This is a genomic window from Candidatus Blochmanniella vafra str. BVAF (assembly GCF_000185985.2).
GTDB classification, from domain to species: Bacteria; Pseudomonadota; Gammaproteobacteria; order Enterobacterales; family Enterobacteriaceae; genus Blochmanniella; species Blochmanniella vafra.
In genome coordinates this window covers 143,172-166,293 of record NC_014909.2, presented here as the reverse complement: position 1 = coordinate 166,293, position 23,122 = coordinate 143,172, and the positions used below count along the sequence as shown (strand labels likewise).

General features: G+C 28.1%; 17 protein-coding genes. 9 read left to right on the top strand and 8 right to left on the bottom strand.

Annotated elements, in window-relative coordinates; genetic code table 11:
- Position 1 precedes the first annotated feature (1 nt).
- The 5 genes from murF to rsmH form a co-directional block, all read right to left on the bottom strand.
- Positions 2 to 1,390 carry a UDP-N-acetylmuramoyl-tripeptide--D-alanyl-D-alanine ligase gene (gene murF / locus BVAF_RS00680; RefSeq protein WP_013516471.1) on the bottom strand — a complete coding sequence of 463 codons (1,389 nt, stop codon included), beginning with the start codon at positions 1,388 to 1,390 and terminating at the stop codon, positions 2 to 4.
- A 13-nt stretch (positions 1,391 to 1,403) separates the two neighbouring features.
- Positions 1,404 to 2,951, bottom strand: a complete 1,548-nt coding sequence (gene murE / locus BVAF_RS00675; protein WP_013516470.1) for a UDP-N-acetylmuramoyl-L-alanyl-D-glutamate--2,6-diaminopimelate ligase — start codon at positions 2,949 to 2,951, stop codon at positions 1,404 to 1,406.
- A 12-nt stretch (positions 2,952 to 2,963) separates the two neighbouring features.
- Positions 2,964 to 4,664 carry a peptidoglycan glycosyltransferase FtsI gene (gene ftsI, locus BVAF_RS00670; protein ID WP_013516469.1) on the bottom strand — a complete coding sequence of 567 codons (1,701 nt, stop codon included), beginning with the start codon at positions 4,662 to 4,664 and terminating at the stop codon, positions 2,964 to 2,966.
- A 97-nt stretch (positions 4,665 to 4,761) separates the two neighbouring features.
- On the bottom strand, positions 4,762 to 5,079 hold the full coding sequence (gene ftsL / locus BVAF_RS00665; protein WP_013516468.1) for a cell division protein FtsL: 318 nt from the start codon (positions 5,077 to 5,079) through the stop codon (positions 4,762 to 4,764).
- Entirely contained in the window at positions 5,057 to 6,049 is a 993-nt protein-coding gene (rsmH, locus tag BVAF_RS00660) for a 16S rRNA (cytosine(1402)-N(4))-methyltransferase RsmH (RefSeq protein WP_013516467.1), read from the bottom strand. The genes ftsL and rsmH overlap by 23 nt, the downstream gene beginning before the upstream one ends.
- Positions 6,050 to 6,383: 334 nt before the next feature.
- On the opposite strand from rsmH, the gene leuA reads away from it, so the two are divergent.
- From leuA to BVAF_RS00615, 9 genes are all read left to right on the top strand, one after another.
- Positions 6,384 to 7,925: a 2-isopropylmalate synthase gene (gene leuA, locus BVAF_RS00655; protein WP_013516466.1), complete on the top strand. Its 1,542-nt coding sequence runs from the start codon at positions 6,384 to 6,386 to the stop codon at positions 7,923 to 7,925.
- 51 nt (positions 7,926 to 7,976) lie between these two features.
- Positions 7,977 to 9,080, top strand: coding sequence for a 3-isopropylmalate dehydrogenase (gene leuB / locus BVAF_RS00650; RefSeq protein WP_013516465.1), 1,104 nt, complete (start codon positions 7,977 to 7,979; stop codon positions 9,078 to 9,080).
- 27 nt (positions 9,081 to 9,107) lie between these two features.
- Complete coding sequence (leuC, locus tag BVAF_RS00645; RefSeq protein ID WP_013516464.1) at positions 9,108 to 10,511, top strand: 3-isopropylmalate dehydratase large subunit; 1,404 nt, start codon at positions 9,108 to 9,110, stop codon at positions 10,509 to 10,511.
- A 21-nt stretch (positions 10,512 to 10,532) separates the two neighbouring features.
- Positions 10,533 to 11,150 carry a 3-isopropylmalate dehydratase small subunit gene (leuD, locus tag BVAF_RS00640; RefSeq protein ID WP_013516463.1) on the top strand — a complete coding sequence of 206 codons (618 nt, stop codon included), beginning with the start codon at positions 10,533 to 10,535 and terminating at the stop codon, positions 11,148 to 11,150.
- 248 nt (positions 11,151 to 11,398) lie between these two features.
- The gene (gene lptD / locus BVAF_RS00635) at positions 11,399 to 13,825 is read left to right on the top strand and encodes an LPS assembly protein LptD (RefSeq protein ID WP_013516462.1); all 2,427 of its coding nucleotides are present in this window, start codon (positions 11,399 to 11,401) and stop codon (positions 13,823 to 13,825) included.
- Between the two features lie 6 nt (positions 13,826 to 13,831).
- Positions 13,832 to 15,133, top strand: coding sequence for a peptidylprolyl isomerase (locus BVAF_RS00630; RefSeq protein WP_013516461.1), 1,302 nt, complete (start codon positions 13,832 to 13,834; stop codon positions 15,131 to 15,133).
- Positions 15,114 to 16,148, top strand: coding sequence for a 4-hydroxythreonine-4-phosphate dehydrogenase PdxA (gene pdxA / locus BVAF_RS00625; RefSeq protein WP_013516460.1), 1,035 nt, complete (start codon positions 15,114 to 15,116; stop codon positions 16,146 to 16,148). The genes BVAF_RS00630 and pdxA overlap by 20 nt, the downstream gene beginning before the upstream one ends.
- Positions 16,129 to 16,938 (top strand): 16S rRNA (adenine(1518)-N(6)/adenine(1519)-N(6))-dimethyltransferase RsmA, encoded by an 810-nt coding sequence (rsmA, locus tag BVAF_RS00620; RefSeq protein ID WP_013516459.1) that lies wholly within the window; start codon positions 16,129 to 16,131, stop codon positions 16,936 to 16,938. The genes pdxA and rsmA overlap by 20 nt, the downstream gene beginning before the upstream one ends.
- A 116-nt stretch (positions 16,939 to 17,054) precedes the next feature.
- Positions 17,055 to 17,882 carry a symmetrical bis(5'-nucleosyl)-tetraphosphatase gene (locus BVAF_RS00615; RefSeq protein WP_013516458.1) on the top strand — a complete coding sequence of 276 codons (828 nt, stop codon included), beginning with the start codon at positions 17,055 to 17,057 and terminating at the stop codon, positions 17,880 to 17,882.
- A 23-nt stretch (positions 17,883 to 17,905) separates the two neighbouring features.
- Here the strand turns inward: BVAF_RS00615 and BVAF_RS00610 are convergent, their stop codons facing one another.
- The 3 genes from BVAF_RS00610 to carA form a co-directional block, all read right to left on the bottom strand.
- The gene (locus BVAF_RS00610; protein WP_013516457.1) at positions 17,906 to 18,415 is read right to left on the bottom strand and encodes a dihydrofolate reductase; all 510 of its coding nucleotides are present in this window, start codon (positions 18,413 to 18,415) and stop codon (positions 17,906 to 17,908) included.
- A 112-nt stretch (positions 18,416 to 18,527) separates the two neighbouring features.
- On the bottom strand, positions 18,528 to 21,794 hold the full coding sequence (gene carB / locus BVAF_RS00605) for a carbamoyl-phosphate synthase large subunit (RefSeq protein WP_013516456.1): 3,267 nt from the start codon (positions 21,792 to 21,794) through the stop codon (positions 18,528 to 18,530).
- A gap of 5 nt (positions 21,795 to 21,799) precedes the next feature.
- A complete protein-coding gene (gene carA / locus BVAF_RS00600) occupies positions 21,800 to 22,966 on the bottom strand; it encodes a glutamine-hydrolyzing carbamoyl-phosphate synthase small subunit (RefSeq protein WP_013516455.1) in 1,167 nt (388 codons plus the stop codon).
- Positions 22,967 to 23,122: the final 156 nt, after the last annotated feature.

Genomic DNA, 23,122 nt, shown 5'->3' with positions numbered 1-23,122 from the left:
CTTATCTAATAACAACATCGTGAGTTTTTCTCACAGCATCTACTACTTGTTCCATTTTAAACTTTCTAGCTCCTTTTATTAAAATACTAATTAATCGATTTTGAGACAAAATTTTATTTATATAAAAAATCAATGCAGTTTTTCTTTGAAAATGTTTTCCTTTTTTAAAAATTTTTAATATAAAATGACTTAAGTCTCCTATAGTTATTATATAATCAATATTACTCCCCAAAATTAATCTGCCAATATAACAATGATAATATCTAGCCATCTTTAAATCTCCTAACTCTAACATATCACTCACTACCAATATGCGATAACCAGGCATAAAACTCAGAACATTAATCGCTGCAATCATTGATCCAATATTTGCATTATAAGTATCATCTATTAAGCATAATTTACCTCGATTTAAAATAAACGGAAATAGCCTACCAGGTAAGGCATTCATCTTTTGTAATCCATGTACAATATTAGACAAACTAGCTCCTACTGCAAAAGAAAGAGCACTAGCAGCTAAAATATTAGATATATTATGTATGCCCAATATTGGCATAAAAATGGGGGCCGATCCATTCGGACTATGCAAAGTAAAACGAATTCCATGCTCATATAAAATAACATTACTTGCAAAAAAATTCACTCCTATACCTTTTTTGTATAAAGAAAAACTCCATTTTTTTTTAAAATTCAATAATATTGAATTTCCCTGTACAAAAGAATAACTATCTAAATTTATAACAGCTTGAGCGTTATCAATTGACATTCCATAAAAAATTTTCTCTTTCTCTTTTTTTATCGTAGTTAACGAACCAAAACCTGATAAATGAGATGAAAAAATATTATTAACTAAAGCTACATCAGCACCAACAATTTCTCCTAATTTCTTTAATTCTCCTAACTTATTAGATCCTAATTCCACAACTGCAAAATCAATTCCATAAGTCAATTTCAATAATGTTATAGAAACCCCTATAAAATTATTATAATTTTTTTGAGTTGCTATTACTGTTCCACATTCTTTTAATATAGACGCAGTCATTTCCTTAACTGAAGTTTTTCCACTTGACCCAGTAATAGCAATAATTTTTGAAGATACTTGACGACGTATCCATCCAGCTATTTTTAACAACGCATCACGCGTATCACAAACTATTAATTGAGGTATATCTAAAGATACATAACGATTTACCAATAATGCTTTAGCTCCAGCCATAACTGCTTGTTCCACAAAATCATGCCCATCATAACGATTACCTATTAACGCAATAAATATACATTGCTCTTCAATTAAATCAGAATGAATACTAATAGTATTGATCATAACATCCGAACCAACACATTTGGCGTTTATAAAACATGCTATTTCATGAAGCCTAAATGGAACCATAACTATGTTTGTATCATGTAATAAAGTTTTCCAAAATATTTCTAACTATATCCTGATCAGAATATTTTAGGTAATCATTACCTACAATTTGATAACTTTCATGTCCTTTCCCAGCAATTAATATAAAATCATTTGAATCAGCTTGACAAATAGCAGTCTCTATTGCTTGAACACGATTTTTGATAATTGTAATTTTTTCAGAATGTTTTATTTTTAAGATAATATCATCTATAATCGATTGAGAATTTTCAGTACGTGGATTATCATCGGTTATTACTACATAATCAGAATAACGTTCTGCCACAATACCCATCCTAGAACGTTTTAACTTATCTCTATTTCCCCCACAACCAAAAACACACCACAATTTTCCTTTTTTACATAATTGTGCACCTAAAAATCTTAAAATTTTTTCCAAAGCATCTGGAGTATGCGCATAATCCACTATAATTGTAGGTTTATTAAATGATTTAAACTTTTCTAATCGTCCGCATATAGGTTTTAATTGATCAGCTATACTCAACAATACCATTAAAGGATATCCTAATACCAATAAAGCTCCTAAAGCTAATAATAAATTACTAACATTACACTCTCCTAATAATTGACTACGAATAATCCCATTTCCCCAACTCGAATGAAAAAATACATCAGTTCCATAAACAAAATAATTTGCTTTAACTAATTTTATCCATTCACCTTTCCAAAATTTTGGCAAATTATCTTGAATTGTTACTGCTACTGAATTAGGTAAATAAGATAACCATTCATACCCAATATAATCATCAACATTAATTACATAATTAGTTACACACAATTCACTAAATAACCTCCATTTAGCCATTATATATTTATTAATATCACCATGATAATCTAAATGATCAGATGTTAAATTTGAAAATATTGCTACATCAAAATACAATGCATCTACACGATATTGATCCAATCCATGAGACGATACCTCCATCGCAACAAATTTAATTCCACTTTGTATAAATTGATTCAATATTCTTTGTGTATCAATTGCAGAAAATGTAGTGCAATTAGATACACACATACTACCTATCATGCCATACCCTATAGTACCCATAACAGCACTTTTCTCCCCTAATAACTCTACCCAATTAGCTAACAAATGACTAATCGTGGTCTTTCCATTAGTTCCTGTCACTCCGATTAAATTTAAATTCCGTGATGGATGTCCATAAAACCGACCCGCTATACTAGAAACAGCCTGATTTAACTTATAAAAATTAATGATAGGTACACACGAACTAACATTATTAACAATATTCTGTGCTAAAAAATTATCATTATTAGTAGATTCTAATAAAACAGCAACTGCTCCGTTTTTAATAGCATGTTTAATGTATAATCTTCCATCAGTTTTATGTCCTTTTATTGCTATAAACAAATTACCTACAGTAACATTTCTACTATCTAATTGTAATGCTGTTATAACCAATGCAGAAGAAATGAGCTCATTAAAAACCCATGGTATAACAAGTTCGCGTAATTTATTAATAGGAAATATATAATAACAATTACTTACATCACTCATCTTAAAATATTATCATATATTATTGAAACAGTCTGGATCCACATTCATTATTTTTAAAGTACTGCTCATAATAGATTTAAACACTGGCGCAGATACCATCCCTCCATAATAAAATCCATTTTTTGGATCATCAATCACCACGACTAATGCAAACCTTGGATTACTAACCGGGGCTATTCCTGCAGTGCATGCTATATATTTATTAATATATTTTCCTTGAGATCCAACTTTTTTAATAGTACCCGTCTTAACTGCAACTCGATATCCTTCTATCGCTGCTTGATGACAACCACTATGAGACGTAGTAGTAACTTCCATCATATTGATAACAGTGCGCATCAATGATTTTGAAAATATTTGATTTGATGATGGAGATATTAAAGGAATGGATTTGGATTTATCAAGCTTTATGATAGAAATCTGACGAGATAAACTTAATCCTCCAATAATAGCATACATCCTAGCTAATTGTAACGGAGTAATCATTAATCCATATCCATATGAAAGAGCCGCACGTTCTATGTCTGAATCATATCGATTAGACGAATATAATTTACCTTTATTTTCTCCTATCAATCCAACATTTGTTGATTGTCCCATACCAAAATTTAAATATGAATTTAACAAAATAGATACTGGCATAGCCAATGCCAATTTAGAAACACCAACATTACTAGACTTTTTTAAAATTTCACTAATAGTTAATTGATTATTAAAAGATACATCTTTTATTCGATGTCCATTAATCATATAAGGTAACGTATTAATTATACTATCTTTTTTTATAATATCATGTTGTAATGCTGTCATTATCACAATAGGTTTAACCGTCGACCCTGGTTCAAAAACATCAGTAATTGCTCTATTTCTCATCATGGACTGTTTTATGGATGAAAAATTATTAGGATTATATGATGGACTATTTGCTATAGCTAAAATCTCTCCAGTATTAATATCTATTAAAACTACGCTACCAGACTTTGCTTTATGTATATTAACAGCATTATTTAATTCATGATATGCTACATATTGTAAACGTTCATCGATACTTAATTCAATACTTTTAGAAAGTTGGCCCTCATTCAATAAATTAATATCTTCAACCACTCTACCTAACCGATCCTGATAAACCAATCTAGTTTTAGGAGAACCAGCCAACCAGCCATTAAAACTTTTTTCTACCCCTTCAATCCCTTGATTATCTACATTGGTTACTCCAACAAGATGAGCTGCTGCAGACCCTGCAGGGTAATATCGTTTCGATTCTTGCTGTATATATACTCCTGGCAATTTTAATTGACTTATATGTTCTGCTATAGCGGAATCTATCCGACGTGCTAAATATAAAAAACGATCTAAATTATGTTGATTTATAAAACATAATAATTTTTTTAAAGACAAACCTAAAATACTAGATAACGCACTCCACTTAACAATATCAAAATTCATCTCACTACATTTATGAACTACTTTAGGATCAACCCAAATCGATGTAGTCGGCACATTAACTGCTAATACTCGCCCCATCCTATCAGTAATCATTCCTCGAGATTCGGAAACACTTTTTATTCTTAATACACGTTTATTACTTTCATTGATCAAATGATCTGAAGATATAATCTGCAAATAAATTAATCTTGCACTTAAAATAAAAAACATAAAAAAAACACCACTATATGCTATATATAAACGTCTATTCTTAAAAAAAATCATAAGATTTATATCTAAATATTATAACTAATAACCAATATTTTTATTATTATATAATATGTATAGTATTTTATTTATACTTATAATACACATATAATTGTTATTCATATATTTTATTATCTAACATTGGATCTCTATAGCGCATCTGTAATTTATTGATAGCAATATGTTCAATACGAACATGATTAGACAATTGTGTTTTTCTTAATATTAAATTATTCCATTCTGTATCTAACGTATGTTTCTCCAACAATAACCTCTCACGATCTATCAGTATACACCTAGTCTGATGAGTGATCAAAATAACTAAAATAGAAGATATTATAATAAATAATAACAAAACCAACTTTACTTTCCCATAAATATACAAATCTGTATAAATAATTTTAATCAAACTAAATTGTTTTCGATAAATCATATCTATTTATATAAGTCTTATCTATCTTTTCAGCACAGCGTAAAATTGCAGAACGAGCTCGTATATTTTCTTTAATCTCTTGCTTAGTAGGTATAATTTTACCTATATTTTTAAATTGACAACTACTTGAAAAAATATTAATTATTTGAGATTCAGTTAAAGCTAATTTAGGAAGTTCTGGAAAAATACGGCTATGTTTATAAATAAAATGTTTTACTAGTCGATCTTCTAAAGAGTTAAAACTAATAATCACTAATCTACCTTTATTAGACAATAAATTATACATATCCTTTAATACCTTTGCTATTGCTTCTAATTCTTTATTAATATGCATACGAATCGCTAAAAAACTTCGAGTTGCAGGATGCTTATTCCAACTATTTTTTTTAATTCGACTCGGAACTATAATATCACTAACAATTTTTGATAACTCATGTGTCCTTACAATGGGTCGAATTCTTCTATGAAATAAAATAGATTTTGCAATCTTCTTGCAAAATCTTTCTTCCCCTAAATTCTTCAAAACCCATGTAATATGTTCTTGAGATGACATAGCTATCCATTGCGCTGCTGTTTGTCCTGTAGTAATATCCATCCGCATATCTAATGGACCATCCTTAATGAATGAAAAACCTCGATTAGCATCAAATAATTGATTTTCACATATCCCTAAATCTAATAAAATGCCATTAATAGAACCTAAAAGCTTCACATTATGAACATAGTTCATCGCTTTAGAAAAAGACATATGCACAATAGAAAACCTAGAATCTTGATTAAAAATTGTTTTCCCAATTTCCACAGACAAATGATCTTTATCAAACGCTATTAATCGACCAAATTTTGTTAACTTAGATAAAATTAATCTAGAATGTCCTCCTGACCCAAATGTTCCATCTATATATATCCCAGAAGGATCAATATTTAAAGCTTCTATAGCTTCATGTAATAATACGCTTTTATGATGCATACAAAATAAATTTATCTTATATCTACACAGAGATAAAATACACATTCTATTATTTAATAATCTCTGATACTTTCTTTTATAAAACATATTTTATAGTATACTATATTTTTAGATTTCTAAAAAAATTAATTTTTATTTTGAAGCAAAATATATAATAATATTTCGCATCATTATAGTTGACAAAACATATTTAATTAGATTAAATTAAATGCAGTGTAACAATTTATTGTTACATAAATATTAACAAAACCTTTTATATTAAAATTGAATTCTATTCATATACAGTATATGATCTGTTTCTCAACATTTTTATTTAAAAAAATCTTTTAATTCTATGAAGCAGCAAGTAATTATTTTTGACACCACTTTAAGAGATGGAGAACAATCTTTGCAAACTAGCTTACAAGTTAATGAAAAATTACAAATTGCTTTTGCTTTAGAAAAATTAGGAGTAGATATAATAGAAGTAGGATTTCCAATATCTTCTCCAGGAGATTTTAAATCAGTACGCACAATAGCACAACAGATAAAAAATTGTATAGTATGTGGTCTAGCAAGATGTATAGATAAAGATATTGATATAGCAGCTGAAGCTTTAAAAATTGCACAAAATTTTAGAATTCATATATTTTTACCAACATCTAATATACATATTAGATCTAAACTAAAAAAAAATTTCAATCAAATTATAGAAATGACTGTACACGCGATACAATATGCAAGAAAATACACTGATGATATTGAATTTTCCTGCGAAGATGCAGGACGTACCTCAATAGATAATTTATGTCGAATAGTTGAAATCGCCATCCAAGCTGGAGCCAAAACAATCAATATTCCAGACACCGTTGGATATTCTACTCCATACCAGTTTGGTGAAATTATTACTGCATTATACACTAAAATACCCATCATAGATAAAGCTATCATCTCTGTTCATTGCCACAACGATTTAGGAATGGCAGTTGGAAACTCTATTGCTGCTATACAAGCCGGAGCTAGACAAGTCGAAGGTACCATTAATGGAATTGGAGAACGAGCAGGAAACGCTGCCTTAGAAGAAATAATCATGGCCATTAAAATACGCGAAGATCTACTAAATTCATATACTAATATTCACCATAAAGAAATTTATAATACTAGCAAAACAGTCAGTCAACTATGTAACATACCTATTCCATCAAATAAAGCAATAGTAGGATCTAATGCATTTTCTCATTCTTCTGGTATTCATCAAGATGGAATTCTAAAAAATAGAAAAAATTATGAAATAATGACCCCAGAAAGTATTGGATTAAAAAAAATACAATTAAATTTAACACCTAGATCTGGAAGAGCAGCTGTAAAATACCATATGAAAAAAATGGGCTACCAAGACAAAGATTATAATATGGATAAATTATATAATATTTTTTTACAATTAGCTGATAAAAAAGGAAGAGTGTTTGATTACGATTTAGAAGCATTAGCTTTTATAGATAATTTTAATGAACCAATAGATTATTTTAAAATACAATCCTTCAATATTTATACTAATTCTTCTGGCATATCTAAAGCTCTTATTGAATTATATTGCGGAAAACAAAAACACATATGTTCTCATTCCACTGTTGGAAATGGTCCAATAAACGCAATTTATGAAACACTAATCAACATCACAAAATTACCTATAAATTTAAAAAAATATACACTTAACTCTAAAGAATGTGATCATAATATATTAGGGCAAGTTAACGTCATCATTGCATATAAAAATCGTCAATTCCATGGAGCAGGATTATCTTCAGACTTCATTGAAGCATCAATTAAAGCTATAATTCAAGCTTTAAATAGCATTTGGCGTACAAGAAAAATTATAAAAAATAAAAAGTGTTAAAATTAAAATAAAAATAATAACTATATTTTAAACACCAATCCAAAAATATTTATGAAAAATAATTATCGTATTGCAATACTACCAGGAGATGGTATAGGACCAGAAATAATAAATCAAGCACTTAAAATAATTAACGCAATAAAAAATAAATTTAAAATCAATATTACTACAACAGAACATATAATAGGAGGTAAAGCAATTAATCTAGAAGGCTCTCCTCTCTCTAAAAATACTATAAAATGTTGTGAACAATCAGATGCCATATTATTTGGATCAGTTGGTGGTCCTCAGTGGGATCATTTAAGTAGAATAGAACGGCCAGAATACGGTGCATTATTAACTTTAAGAAAACATTTTAATTTATTCGCTAATTTAAGGCCTATATATTTACCCAATAACCTAATACATTTATCTCCTATAAAACCAAAAATTATTCCTAATGGTTTAAATATTGCATGTGTACGGGAATTAACCGGAGGTATTTATTTTGGTCAACCTCATGGCCAATCAGGAACAGGATTGAAAGAATATGCATTTGATACCGCTATTTATCATCGATTTGAAATTGAACGCATTGCACATTTTGCATTCAAGCTAGCCCAAAAAAGACATAAACACGTTACATCTATAGATAAAGCAAACGTATTACGCACTTCCATGCTCTGGAGAAAAACCGTATCAAAATTAGCTACACATTATTATCCAAATATCAAACTACAACATTTATATGTAGATAATGCTGCTATGCAATTAATAAAAAACCCATCCGCATTTGATGTTATTTTATGCCCAAATTTATTTGGAGATATTTTATCAGATGAATGTGCTATGATATGCGGATCAATAGGTATATTACCTTCTGCTAGTTTGAACGAAAATAATTTTGGACTATATGAGCCAGCTGGAGGATCTGCTCCAGATATTGCTGGAAAAAATTTAGCTAATCCCATAGCTCAAATTCTTTCTGCTGCTTTATTATTTAGATATAGTTTGCAACTGAATCATATTGCCACAATTATTGAAAAATCAGTATATGAAGCATTAACATTAGGATATCGTACTCTAGATATATCTACTAAATCAAATCAACCAAATAAAATAATAGGTACTAACGAAATGGGTGATATTATCACTTCATTAATATATAAAAAATAAAATACATAATACAGAAGAGGTGTTATCATGGGGTATTCATTATATCAAAAAATATATAATTCGCATATAGTATACGAGCATAAAAATGATATGCCGATATTGTACATCGATCGCCATTTATTACATGAAGTAACATCTCCTCAAGCTTTTGAATCTATTAGAACTAAAAATCGTACAGTTAGAAGACCTAATAAAAATTTTGCTACTATGGATCATAATGTACCTACTACTATAAAAGATTTAAACTCCATTTCAAAAACAGCTCAAATACAACTAGATCAATTAACTAAAAACTGTAAAGATTTTAAAATTCAATTGTTTGACTTAAATCATCCTAATCAAGGGATTATTCACGTGTTAGCTCCAGAACAAGGCCTTATATTACCTGGAATGACCATTGCTTGTGGAGATTCTCATACCGCAACTCATGGAGCTTTCGGAGCTTTATCATTTGGTATTGGAACATCAGAAATAGAACATGTCCTGGCAACACAAACCCTACGGCAACCCCGATATAAATCTATGAAAATTAATTTGTTTGGAACAATACCCCCAAAAATTACAGCAAAAGATCTTATTTTATTTATTATTGGAAAAGTCGGAAATGGAGGAGCTACTAATCATATAGTAGAATTTTCTGGAAACATCATTACTCAATTGAGTATGGAAGAAAGAATGACTTTATGTAATATGACTATTGAAATGGGGGCCTCTTCCGCGTTAATAGCTCCAGATTCAACCACTTATCATTATTTAAAAAATAAAAAATTTTCTCCAACCAATAAAAATTGGGAAAAAGCTCTTATATATTGGAATTCTCTATATTCTGACCCAGACTCTAATTTTGATAAAATATTTAATATTGATATATCTTATGTTAAACCTCAAATAACTTGGGGGACAAATCCTAGTCAAGTAATCGCTATCGATCAACCTATACCAAATTTAGAATCCTTCACAAATCCTGTAGAACGACAATCTGCAGAACAAGCTTTACATTACATGAAATTAAAACCTAATACTTATCTAACAAATATTCCCATCAATAAAGTATTTATAGGATCATGTACGAATTCAAGAATTGAAGATTTACGATTAGCTGCTGATGTGGTCAAAGGCTATAAAATTTCAGATAATGTTCAAGCCATAGTAGTTCCCGGCTCTAAATTAGTTAAAAAACAAGCAGAAAAAGAAGGATTAGATTCAATATTCATTAACTCAGGATTTGAATGGCGTTTACCTGGTTGTTCAATGTGTTTAGCTATGAATAATGACCAACTAAAACAAGGAGAACGATGCGCTTCCACAAGTAATAGAAATTTCGAAGGACGACAAGGTAGAGGAGGACTTACTCATTTAGTAAGCCCAGCAATGGCAGCAGCTGCTGCCATTGCTGGACATTTTGTTGATATTCGTACATATTTTAATTAATAATAAAACTTATGGAGAAACATGAATAAAACTACATCATTTAATCAGCATACAGGAATTGTATTACCTTTAGATATTGCTAATGTTGATACGGATTGCATCATTCCTAAACAATTTTTACAAAAAACCACGAGAGATAACTTTGGAAAATATTTATTTTTTAACTGGCGTTTTCTTGAAAATGCACCTAACTCTTTAAATTATAATTTCATACTTAATAATTTTAATTATAAAGATGCTAATATTTTATTAACCCGAAAAAATTTTGGATGTGGATCATCCCGAGAACATGCAGTATGGGCTCTTATTGATTATGGATTTCGAGTAATCATAGCACCAAGTTTTTCGGATATTTTTTATGAAAATAGCTTCAATAATCGATTATTACTTACAATCTTATCAGAATTAGAAGTCAACTCTTTATTTGAAGAAATAAACACATGCAAAAACAAAGTAATGAATATTACCGTAAATTTATATAATCAAACCATACATACAAAAAATAACAAATATCTATTTCAAATAAATGACTTTTATAAAAACTTCATGATCAATAACTTAGATAAAATTAGTTTAACCTTATTAAATAATTCAATGATTCAAGAATATGAAGATAATCAACCTTCTTTTTTAAAATAAAATATGAATATATTATCATGATTTTATGCCCTAATTATAATACATATAATATGTCATGTAACATACGTTATAAATCCGTACTTCTAGATAATTTTTTAAAATATATCAATATAACATAATTGTATTGTAAATTTTCAATATATAAAAACCATATCAAATAACAATATAATATATTGTTATATCTTTATTTGAATCTAAGAATACTACTAGTATTCTTAGTCATACATAATCTAACAACAGACTGAGTGATGTCACCGCAATTATATTGTAAAATACAACTTATTAATTTGATTTGGCTAATACTTTATACACAAATATCATTAGCTCATAATTCTCCTAACAATTCATGCCATTTACATACATCACAAATTCTACAAAATAACAACTCCTATTCCAATACATTTACAACAATACATACTCAATCTGATAGAATAGAAATTAATTATCCTCAAAACATTCAATTTATCGGAAATGTTAATATTCAACACAATGATAATATTGTCAAATCCGACAAATTAACAATATTTTATTACCGAAATAATCATGAATTATATCATGCAACAACACTATTTGCCGATGGCAATGTACATTATCACAATAATTCTATTCAAATAGAAGGATCTTCTGCTCAATTTGATTTAAATAATAAAAAAAACAAATTTCACAATAGCAAATATCATATATATCAACCAAATATTTACGGTAAAGCTAAATATATTACTCAAATTAAACACAATCACTATATCATTTTAAATCAAGGGGGATTTACTACATGTACTTCTAATACAAACTCTTGGTATATAAGAGGATCAAAAATCATATATGACCATTATACAAATAATATTGATATTTGGAATGCATATCTTACTATTAAAAATATTCCAATATTTTATAGTCCTTATTTATCTTTTTCACTGAACAACAAAAATATCTTAGAATCTTATATTCCTAATATTAAACATAGCGCAAAACATGGTTTGATATTAAAAATTCCATATCCTCTAATCTTTTCAAAATATTATTCTGGAATTATTTCCCCATATTATTCATCTAATTCTGGAATTAAATTACAAACAAAAATACATTACTTTTTCAAATTAGGATCAGGATCAATCACCGCAGATATCATAAGCGATAACATCACACAACACCCTGCTAATTACTATTCTTATAATAATATACTATCTAAATTATATTGGAAACACAATGGTTTTATATATAAAAAATGGTATTGTAATATAAATTATGTATCAAATAATAATTCAACTTTTTCTTCAAATAATAATACGATACAAAAGAAAACAAAACTCCCTAATGATTTTATAGATCAAAAAATCTTTTTTTACTATAATAATAAGCATTACAAGTTAAATATAGCTTATCTAGGAAATTCAAATTTCCATACAAATCAAACAATAAAAAACAACTACTTCACTTACATAGCATCTCCACAACTAGAACTATATATACACTTTAATATTTACAAAAAACTATTTTATTTTCAAATATTTAATCAATTTTCAAGATTCATCCCATCTCACTATCTTAATCCTACATCAATTAGAATACACACAGAACCAAAAATAAACTTTACAATAAATAATCCTTGGATTAAATTCAACGCTGAAACAAAATTAAAAATTACACACTACCAACAAAATAATATTAATTACTATAATAATCAAAAACATAAAATGAATCATTTACAAAATAAAGTCAGCCGAATTATTCCGCAATTAAAAATACAAGGAAGCATGATTTTTCAACAAAAAACAAATATTTCCAAAAAATATAAACATTTTCTAGAACCAAAATTACAATACTTATATACTCCTTATTATTGCCAAAGAAATATTGGAATATACGATACCAAATTCATTCATATGACTTATAACAACTTATTCCATGACTCAATATATAGTGGATTAGATAGAATAGCACCTGCCAATCAAATTAAAAGTACAATAACAGCTCGATGTTTTAAAAAAAGAAACGAATTATTCTACATATCTGTAGGCAATCTTTTTAATATTAATCAACAAAAAAAAGTTATATATCATAATTATGACGCAAATAAAACATATTGTCATCCATACACTTCTAAATTTTTACTACTTTCAGGAATAGGACACTGGAATATTAATAACTACTGGAATATACATTCTGAAACACAATTTCATATTCCTATCAATAAATTCTCTTTCAGTAATCTTGCCTTAGAATACAACAACACCCATCATATACTTCAAATAAACTACAGATATATAAATTCGAAATATCTTAAAAATACTCCGATTCTCCACAATCCATTACTTTATTATCAAACAATTTCTCAAATTGGCACTACTATCTACTACCCGTTATTGAAAAATTGGAAAATAAGCTACTCACAACATCATAATTTAAAATTTAACTATATTATTAATCAAACTATAGGAATACAACGAATTACTCCATGTTGGATTATTAGTATACTTTTTGAACGAAAAATTACTGACTGGAATAAAACGTTAAACACTCATTCATATGATAAAAAAATACAATTTTACTTTAAAATAAATAATTCAAAATCTAAATTTTATCAAAATCCTTATAAACTTTTACAATCCAGTATGATACCTTATATCAACATATATAATATAAATTATATTACAACACTAACTCATGATATATAGTATCTAATGAAATATTTTAAATTTTTATTTTTAGTTTTACTGTTTTTAAAAATAAATACAACTTACAGTATTTTACAAACTACGGATAAAACTGTAGCATTAGTTAATAATGCAATCATTCTACACAGTGACCTTCTAAATAAGATTAACATTATAAAACTAAATCCTTTCAATTCCCCTGACCATCTTACTAAAGATAAGTATTTATATAAAATTGCATTAGAGCAATTAATTACAGATCATCTCATTACTCAAGTAGCAAATAAAAAAAACATTAATATAAATTATAATCAAATTGATCATATAATCGATCACATTACTCAATCCCGAAACATGACACACACCCAATTTCTTTCACATTTAAATAAGTATGGATTAAATTATACACAATATTCTTCAGAAATTTATCAAGAAATACTTAACAAAGTCATATGCAATCACGCAATATGTCAACATATTAATATTTCTTCATATGAAATCAATGACATCATCCAACAATCAAATTTTGTTGATTTCAAAAAAAAATTTAAATTAATGCATATTATTATTGAGCTACCCATATATCCATCATCTCAACAAATTAACAGTTACAATAATTTATCAAGACTATTAATTAAAAAAATAGAATCTAAAACAAATGCTCAAGATTTAATATATACATATTACAGTAACAATATCTTTCCAAGAATTACAGTAAAAAAAACATCGTGGATCTCATGGCAAAATATTCCAATGATTTTTGATCAATCTCTACAATCAGCAAAACCAGGAGACGTTATCGGTCCAATTCATTCTTATGACGGTATTCATATTTTAGCGATTCAAGATATACTTGACAAACAACATACATTTCCTATAATCAGAGTAAAAATAAATAGCATTCTTTTCAAACATGTATCCAACGAACAATATATCAAAAAACAATTACTACAACTAAAAACAGAACTCGAAAATCATCGTACTACTTTTGATATAGTTCTGAAAGAAAAATCGAAAAATTTTTATTCTGAAAACTACGACCATTTAGAACAGTGGATAGATTTAGATCACTTTGATTTATCGGTACAAAAATCTTTACTCGCCCTAAAAAAAAATCAAATCAGCGATCCTATATATATTTTTAATAAATGGGGTATAATAAAATTAATAGATATTAAAAAAGTAAATTACTCTGAAATAATACGAGAACGAGCTTATTTATTTTTATTATCTCAAAAATACAATGAAACTTTAAATAATTGGATTCAAAAATTAAAATCTGAATCATATATCAAAATTCTTAATAAACATGATTCAATTCAACGCTAATAAACCTCAAAAAATTATCATTACTCCAGGAGAACCATCTGGGGTTGGTCCGGACATAGTTATTATGACTGTTCAAAAAAAATGGCCCATAGACTTAATAATATGTGCAGATTCTAATTTACTATTAGACAGAGCAAAAACTCTTAATCTTCCATTAACACTAGTACCCTACTATATTAATAACACAACGTTACCTTTTAAACCCGGAAAAATATCTATATTAGATATGTCATTATCCCAACCCGTTATCCCTGGCCAACTAAACGTAGCCAACAATAACTATATTATTAACACCTTAAATAGAGCTGCAACAGGATGTATTAACGGAGAATTTTCAGCTTTAGTTACTGGCCCAATAAATAAATCTATTTTAAATAAAGGAGGGATTTCATTTAGTGGACACACCGAATTTCTAGCTAAAATCAGTAAAACAAACACCTCCCCCGTAATGATGTTAAGTAATAATAAACTAAATGTAGCGTTAGTAACTACACATATCCCCATAGCTTTAGTATCTCAATTTATTACTCAACAAACTATTCATAATACTATTACTACCCTTGTACAAGGATTGCAAAAATATTTTAATATTTCGAATCCTACCATTTATGTATGCGGATTAAATCCACATTCCGGAGAATCAGGATATATTGGATCAGAGGAAATTACAACTATTATACCTGCCCTAAATAATCTGAGAAAAACCAATATGAACTGTAATATTATTGGACCATTTCCTGCAGATACCATTTTTCAAACACAATATTTACGATATGCAAATGTAATCTTAGCTATGTATCATGATCAAGGATTACCCGTTCTAAAATTTTCTGGATTCGGAAAATCCGTTAATATCACATTTGGATTACCTTTTATTAGAACCTCTGTTGATCATGGTAGCGCTCTAAAACTAGCTGGATTAGGTATTGCAAATAATAATAGTATGACCTTAGCTATCAAAACCGCTATTAATATGATAAAAAATGCTTATAATTATGCAAAAAATACATTATAAAAATCATATAATTAAAAAAAAATGGGGGCAAATTTTTTTAACAGACCAAAATATAATTAATTCTATAATTAATATATTTCAACCTCAACACAAACAAACTATAATAGAAATTGGACCAGGATTAGGAGCTTTAACTCAACCAATATTGAATGTTGTTGACTTTTTAATAGTAATAGAGCGTGATCCTCAATTAACTCAAAAACTCTTTCAAAATTTTAACACTAAAAAATTAAAAATTTTCAATACAGATGTTATGAAAATAAATTTTTTTAATCTTATACCTCTGAAATCTAATCAAAAAATTCGATTAATAGGAAATTTACCTTACAATATTGCTACACAATTAATCGTACATTTATTTAAATATACTAAAATTATTTATGATATGCATTTTATGTTACAAAAAGAAGTAGGCAAACGAATTATAGCACAGCCCAACAGTAAAGAATATGGCAGATTAAGTATAATGACTCAATACCATTATCAAGTATCATCACGATTAGAAGTATCAAAACAATCCTTTATACCTATTCCAAAAGTAGAATCTATGATAATACAATTTACTCCTTATCATGCACACTTTCCCTATCCCATTGTTGATATACGATTACTCTCTTTTTTAACGAAAATCGCTTTCCATCAAAGACGTAAAATCATTAAAAATAGTTTATCTTCATTATTCAACACAAAAGAAATGCAAAAATGCGGACTTGATACAACATTAAGATCAGAAAATCTAACTATTCAACAATTCTGTATGCTTGCAGAAATACTACATAATAAATGTTAATATATTGATTTTCAACAATTAAATTGTTATCATACACCGCATATACATATATATTATCTCTTCATATACAAGATAATAATAAAATAAAATAAATATTTTATTAATACAAAATAATGATGGCTACCTACTTTATAGGTGATGTTCATGGTTGTTACAAAAACTTAAGACATATGCTAGATTATATTAATTTTGACCCCGATTTTGATTTTCTTTGTTTAACTGGAGATTTAGTTGCTAGAGGTCCAAATTCATTAGAAATTCTTCGTTTAATAAAAAGCTTTAAAAAAAACGCTTGCACTGTATTAGGAAACCACGATTTACATTTACTTGAAACATTTTTTTCTATAAAAAAAAAAAGAACTAATCATCATTTTAATGATATTCTTAATGCTCCAGATTCAGATGAACTAATAGATTGGTTACGTCATCAATCTATCCTTTATATAGATAAAAATAAAAAATTATTAATGAGTCATGCTGGGCTGTATCCCAAATGGAGTATTAATCAAGCACAATTGTATGCTCAAGAAATAGAAAATATTTTAATTAGCAATCATCCAGAATTACTGTTCTTTACTAATAGAACTTCAAAAAATAAAATTAAAATTCACAATATTGATATTAATCAATTAGAAAAAATACAACACAATGTTATTTTATTTACTAGAATGAGATATATTGACTTGAATGGAACGTTAAATTTACAATATAAACATCTTCCTCAATATGCTCCTCCATACATTTATCCTTGGTTCAAATTCTCAAAACTGAAGACTACTACTGGATATAGCATAATCTTTGGGCATTGGGCATCATTAAAAAATACTCAAACCCCCCCTGGAATTTATGGACTAGATTCTGGTTGTTGTTGGGGAGGAGAATTAACTGCATTAAAGTGGGAAAACAAAACAATCATACGCCAACCTTGTAATCCTCCTTGTTAACTCGAATGTTTAGATTAAAATTGTCACCGATCGAAAATTTTAAAGTTTAAAGTATACATCGTCTTATTACAAGAAGATTTGCATGTTTTATAAATATCACATATTACTTTCCAATCCCCTTTTTTATAACTAGGAAACCATTTATCTCCATAATTATAAACAGTATTGATATACGTTAAATACATACGCGTACATTTAGGAAAAAAAATCTTATATAATGCACTGCCTCCAATAACCATAATCTCTTTACTTTTATTTACTAAAGATAAAGATAGCACTTTATTAGGATCATCTACAAAAATAACATTATTAAATTCATTATTATTATTTGACAATCGATTACTTAAAACTATATTTATCCTATTTGATAATGATTTTTTTCCTATAGACTCAAATGTTTTCCTCCCCATAATAATTGGTTTATTTGTAGTATGATATTTAAACCAATTCATATCTATAGAAAAATACCAAGGAATAATATTTTTCCTCCCAATAACATGATTAATTGTTAGTATGGATATTAAACTGATCATGACACTCTTTATATCAAGATATAAAATTATATTTAATTCAAAATATATTAATATTAACTTTTTTAAACTAAATATGTAAATATCATAAATTTATTTATACAACAATAAAAAATTAAATACTATTAATTAATCCAATATGCAGATCTTGAATAGATCTAATATATTTTGTAGGATCTTCAGTGATAGACATAGCAACAGCAGATCCCCCTTGTACCGTAGTGCTATAATGAATAGTACTTTTCAAAGCCATACTTCTTAATAATATGGAAGAATCATGATTCATCTCACAACATAATGTATTAGTTGTATCAATAACATAACTATATTTACCATTCTTCATTTTATCAAGTAAATATTGAGTATTAATTATATTTATTATTTTGATCATTTTAGAAGCAATACCAATTTTTTTTAAGATATCTGCCGTTTTTGGAGTAACTTCCAATATAAAACCTTTCTGAAGAAATGTAACTACTAAATCCATCACTGCTAATTTTAAATCTCTCTCAGATAACGATAATAATATACAACCTAAATAATTATTACTTTTTATCTTAAATTGACTACTACTTAATGTTGCTTTAGCAAATGCCTCTTCAAAAGTACGTCCAATTCCCATAACTTCTCCAGTAGATCGCATCTCAGGCCCTAATTTCGGATCAATATTTAAAAATTTATTAAAAGGCAAAACTACTTCTTTTACTGAAAAATAAGGCGGTATTATTTCTTGAAAAACTTTTTGATCACATAAAGATTGGCCTAACATTACACGAGTCCCAATTTTCGCTAACGCTACATTAATAGCTTTAGAAACAAATGGAACAGTACGAGCAGCTCTTGGATTAATTTCTATAATATATACCTCATTTTTTTTAATAGCTAACTGTACATTCATTAATCCTTTAATATTAAAATATAACGCTATTTTTTCTACTTGTTGCCGTATGATGTTTTGAATATTATTATCTAAGGTATATGCTGGCAAGGAACAAGCTGAATCTCCAGAATGAATTCCTGCATATTCAATATGCTCCATAATACCTCCAATAAATACTTGTATACCATCACATACTAAATCTACATCTACTTCTATTGCATTTTCCAAAAAATGATCTAACAAAACTGGTGCATTATTAGAGACCTGAATAGCATCTTTTAAATAATATAATAATTCTTTCTTATTATATACTATTTGCATAGCCCTACCTCCTAATACATAAGAAGGGCGAACTACAATAGGATATCCAATTTCTTTCGCATTTTTTAAAGCTAACTTGATAGAAGATACAGTAACACTATTTGGTTGTTTTAACTTTAAATATTTTATTGCGCTTTTAAATCGTTCTCTATTTTCTGCTTGATCTATTATATTTGCACTAGTTCCAAGAATAGGAATACCATATTTTTCTATAAACGTAGCTAATTTTAATGGAGTTTGACCACCATACTGCACAATTACTCCTTTTAATTTATTAATACGTATAATTTCTAAAACATCTTCTAATGTAACCGGCTCAAAATACAAAATATCAGATATATCATAATCAGTAGAAACAGTTTCTGGATTACAATTCACTATAATTACGTTATATCCTTCTTCGCGTAAAGTTATAGCTGAATGAACACAACAATAATCAAATTCAATCCCTTGTCCAATACGATTCGGACCTCCTCCTAAAATCATAACAGTTTCTTTATCATTATTAATTCTATCATGTTCACATTCACCGTCATAACTGGAATACATATACGCAGTATCTGTAGAAAACTCTGCCGAACATGCATCTATGTGTTTATACGAAGGATGTATATCATACAAATTTCTCAATTCTCGAATTTTAATTTCCGAAGTATTCGTCAATTGCCCTAACCTCACATCAGAAAATCCTTGTTGTTTAAGGAAAAATAAATTTTCTTTATTAAGAAATAATATGCCTTTCAATTTCACATCGTTTTCTAATTGTATAATTTCTTGAATCTGACTTAAAAACCAACGGTCAATATTAGTTAACTCAAAAATCTGATCTAACGACATACCATAACGAAATGCATCAGCAATATACCACAATCGATCATCACTAGCATATTGCAGTTCACGAATAATTATTTTAAACGCATTAGAATCATTAATATTAACTTTACCATTTAAACCAAATATCCCTTCTATTTCTAAGGCACGTATTGCTTTCTGTAACGATTCTTGTTGATTCCGACCAATTGCCATCACTTCTCCTACTGATTTCATTTGAGTTGTTAATAATCTATTATTTTGGCCCGGAAATTTATTAAAATCAAAACGAGGGATTTTTGTGACTACATAATCAATAGAAGGTTCAAAAGAAGCAGGAATTCGACCATTTGTAGTATCATTAGATAATTCATCTAAAGTATATCCTATTGCTAATTTAGCAGAAATTTTTGCAATAGGAAAACCAGTAGCCTTAGAAGCTAAAGCAGAAGATCTTGATACTCTTGGATTCATTTCAATAACAAGAATACGTCCATTATTTGGATTCACTGCAAATTGCACATTTGCTCCTCCAGATTTTATTCCAATTGCTCGCAATACTAGAAACGCAGCATTTCTCATAATTTGATATTCTTTATCAGTTAATGTTTGAGCTGGAGCTACAGTAATAGAATCACCAGTATGAATTCCCATAGGATCTATATTTTCGATAGAACATACCACAATACAATTATCTTTAAGATCGCACATAACCTCCATTTCAAATTCTTTCCAACCAATTAAAGATTCATCAATCAGCAATTCATGATTAGGTGATAAAAATAAACCACGTTGACAAATATGTTCAAACTCTTCTATAGTATAAGCAATACCACCTCCACTTCCTCCTAAAGTAAAAGATGGACGAACAATACATGGTAAACCAATATTGTTAAGAATTGACATCGCTTCATTTATATTGCGAGCAATATCAGATTTAGGAGTTTCTAATTTCACTCTCTTTATAGATTCTTGAAATTTTTGTCTATTTTCTGCTTTATGAATAGAATCTATCGTTACTCCGATTGTCTCAACATTAAATTTTTTTAAAATACCTTTCTTCTCTAAATCTAAAGTACAATTTAAAGCTGTTTGACCACCCATAGTCGATAATAAAGCATCTGGTCGTTCTTTTTGTATAATTTTATATACAATTTCCCATTGAATCGCTTCAATATAAGTAGAATCAACCATATCGGGATCTGTCATAATTGTAGCAGGATTAGAATTTACCAATATTAAACGATATCCCTCCTCACGTAATGCTTTACATGCTTGAGTCCCAGAATAATCAAATTCACTAGCTTGACCTATGACAATAGGCCCCGCTCCTAATATCAAAATACTCTTTATATCGGTACGTTTTGGCATATACATTACTCTCGAGCACTATTGTAACTAAGATAGTTTTTAATTAACTCAATAAAATAATTAAAAATAAACACAGAATCATGAGGACCTGGACTAGCTTCTGGATGTCCTTGAAATCCAAAAACAGGTTTATTCAAACATTTAATACCCTGCAATGTTCCATCAAATAATGAAATATGAGTTACCTGAAAAATATTTGGTAAAGTCATCATATCTACTACAAAATTATGATTTTGAGTGGTAATTAGGACCTTATTAATTTCTAGATCCTTGACTGGATGATTGGACCCATGATGTCCAAATTTCATCTTTATTATTTTAGCTCCTAAAGCTAAAGCTAATAATTGATGTCCCAAGCAAATTCCAAAAATAGGAATATTTGTTTTTAATAAAAAAATTTTAATGACACTAACAATTTCTATATATTCGTTCGGATTTCCTGGGCCATTAGATAAAAAAATACCATCCGGATCCATATCAATCACTTCTTGAGCTTGAGTATTAGCTGGAACTACTGTCAATAAACAACCATAATCCACTAATATACGCATAATATTATATTTAATACCAAAATCATATACTACAACGTTATAGAAAAATTTTCTGGAAAAAATCACAGAAGTATCATGTTTACATTGCATACTAGAATAATTAGTTCCTTGATTCCAAATATATTTATGAGATGTACTTACTTCATAAGCTAAATTTGATTGACAATCAATTGAATATTCACAAGTCTTACGTACAGCTAATTGCATATCTAATCTATCAAACGTCGTAATACAAGCGCGTTGTATTCCCTTTTTTCTAATCAATCTAGTTAATTGACGAGTGTCTATATTAGAAATACCAACGATATTATGTTGTATTAAATAATCAGATAAAGATAACACGGAACGAAAATTACTAGAAATAATAGTTAAATTGCGTATCACCAATCCTGCTACTTGTATACGAGCCGATTCATTATCAAATTTATTAATACCAACATTACCAATATGAGGATAAGTGAATACAACTATCTGACGAGCATAAGAAGGATCAGTTATAATTTCTTGATATCCCGTAATTGAAGTACTAAAAACAATTTCCCCAACTGACTCTCCATGTACTCCAATTGATTGTCCATAGAACCTGCTACCATCTTCTAACACTAATAATGCAATTCTCAATAAAACACCTCTGTATTTTTAAAACTATTATCATCTAATTTAATCCTAACTTTTTAAAAACATGTATAATCTATATATACATAATCACTATTTTAGTAATACAAATATTAAATTTATTATAATTGAATAATATTAAAAATACAATAAATATCATTA

Coding starts and splice junctions, on each gene's coding strand:
- BVAF_RS00615 (WP_013516458.1), top strand. CDS start 17,055: ATGGCTACCTACTTTATAGGTGATGTTCATGGTTGTTACAAAAACTTA.
- murF (WP_013516471.1), bottom strand. CDS start 1,390: ATGGTTCCATTTAGGCTTCATGAAATAGCATGTTTTATAAACGCCAAA.
- BVAF_RS00630 (WP_013516461.1), top strand. CDS start 13,832: ATGAAATATTTTAAATTTTTATTTTTAGTTTTACTGTTTTTAAAAATA.
- rsmA (WP_013516459.1), top strand. CDS start 16,129: ATGCAAAAAATACATTATAAAAATCATATAATTAAAAAAAAATGGGGG.
- ftsI (WP_013516469.1), bottom strand. CDS start 4,664: ATGATTTTTTTTAAGAATAGACGTTTATATATAGCATATAGTGGTGTT.
- BVAF_RS00610 (WP_013516457.1), bottom strand. CDS start 18,415: ATGATCAGTTTAATATCCATACTAACAATTAATCATGTTATTGGGAGG.
- rsmH (WP_013516467.1), bottom strand. CDS start 6,049: ATGCATCATAAAAGCGTATTATTACATGAAGCTATAGAAGCTTTAAAT.
- leuA (WP_013516466.1), top strand. CDS start 6,384: ATGAAGCAGCAAGTAATTATTTTTGACACCACTTTAAGAGATGGAGAA.
- carB (WP_013516456.1), bottom strand. CDS start 21,794: ATGCCAAAACGTACCGATATAAAGAGTATTTTGATATTAGGAGCGGGG.
- leuD (WP_013516463.1), top strand. CDS start 10,533: ATGAATAAAACTACATCATTTAATCAGCATACAGGAATTGTATTACCT.
- ftsL (WP_013516468.1), bottom strand. CDS start 5,079: ATGATTTATCGAAAACAATTTAGTTTGATTAAAATTATTTATACAGAT.
- leuB (WP_013516465.1), top strand. CDS start 7,977: ATGAAAAATAATTATCGTATTGCAATACTACCAGGAGATGGTATAGGA.
- murE (WP_013516470.1), bottom strand. CDS start 2,951: ATGAGTGATGTAAGTAATTGTTATTATATATTTCCTATTAATAAATTA.
- pdxA (WP_013516460.1), top strand. CDS start 15,114: ATGATTCAATTCAACGCTAATAAACCTCAAAAAATTATCATTACTCCA.
- leuC (WP_013516464.1), top strand. CDS start 9,108: ATGGGGTATTCATTATATCAAAAAATATATAATTCGCATATAGTATAC.
- lptD (WP_013516462.1), top strand. CDS start 11,399: ATGTCACCGCAATTATATTGTAAAATACAACTTATTAATTTGATTTGG.